The sequence below is a fragment of the Bradyrhizobium sp. NAS96.2 genome, from assembly GCF_001908235.1.
Classification (GTDB): domain Bacteria; phylum Pseudomonadota; class Alphaproteobacteria; order Rhizobiales; family Xanthobacteraceae; genus Bradyrhizobium.
In genome coordinates, this window is the sequence record NZ_LGHK01000434.1 from 1 (window position 1) to 904 (window position 904).

The 904-nt window shown below is 57.3% G+C and carries 1 protein-coding gene and 2 pseudogenes; 1 reads left to right on the forward strand and 2 read right to left on the reverse strand.

The annotated features are described in order from the left end of the window. Window positions 1-191 (reverse strand): annotated as a pseudogene (locus tag AC628_RS41775) (molybdopterin cofactor-binding domain-containing protein); the annotation flags it as partial. 16 nt (window positions 192-207) lie between these two features. On the opposite strand from AC628_RS41775, the pseudogene AC628_RS45740 reads away from it, so the two are divergent. After that, window positions 208-544, forward strand: a pseudogene (locus AC628_RS45740) (IS256 family transposase); the annotation flags it as partial. Window positions 545-573: 29 nt separating this feature from the next. Here the strand turns inward: AC628_RS45740 and AC628_RS41785 are convergent. After that, window positions 574-858, reverse strand: coding sequence for a DUF3892 domain-containing protein (locus AC628_RS41785; protein ID WP_074132584.1), 285 nt, complete (start codon window positions 856-858; stop codon window positions 574-576). Between the last annotated feature and the right edge of the window lie 46 nt (window positions 859-904).

The following is a 904-nucleotide window of genomic DNA, read 5'->3' on the forward strand; positions in this document are numbered from 1 at the left end:
GGATTGCGCGGGCACAGCGTCGTGGTGTGGCTAAGCTTGAACGACGGCAGGTCATCGGCGCGCGGCATGGTGTAATCCATGAAGGAGGCCGTCACCGGCTGGCCGTTCGAGTCATAGACCGCATGCTCGAGCAGGGACTGCCCGATGCCCTGGGCAAGGCCGCCATGGACCTGGCCCTCGTCGATCATCGGGCAGCGATGATCTCGCTCAGCGTGCCGGCGGAAGGATCGTGACGCGCTGCTGTCGTTCGTAGACTTCCCGGCGAGTATTGGGGTCATTTGCACACCTCGAACCCGATCGAAAGCGTGTTCGCCACGGTGCGCGGCACCGAACGGTGCATAGCAAGGGAGCGCTCTCACCGAACACCACCAGACTGATGGTCTTCAAATTGATCGGTGCCGCATCGAAGACTTGACGTCGGCTCAACGGCGCAAATCACCCGCCGAGGGTCATCGCAGGTGTCAGATTCACTGACGGCATCGAGGTCACCTCTATGCCCGAACCACGCCGCCTGATCGGGCTCGTCACCCAAATTCAAACATAGCTCGTTGTAAATGTCTCTGTTACTGAAGATCACGGACAGTTAGCGAGCAGAAGAAGATTGTTGGGTTGAATGTCGTCCGCCGCCGTCTTGATGTACTTTTGCCCATCGTGCGTGGCCCACACCACATCAACCCTGCGGCCGTTTTCTTCGACATAGAACTCCCATTCGTCGCTCTCGATATCTTTGATAGCCTGACCGATGGATCGCTTCCACGGCGTCCCGTCGGGGTTAGTTCCCCCAACATGTGTGATTCTTTCGTGAGGGTTCTTTCTGTCCGTCTTGTTGACGTAGCGAATGCGTGCGCGTTTAGCCATTCTCGTCTCTCCTAATCTCTCCTAAATCTGCAAGTAAATCTGCAAG

Bases quoted from the DNA above. Each gene is read 5' to 3' on its own strand.
- AC628_RS41785 (WP_074132584.1), bottom strand. From the start codon at position 858: ATGGCTAAACGCGCACGCATTCGCTACGTCAACAAGACGGACAGAAAG.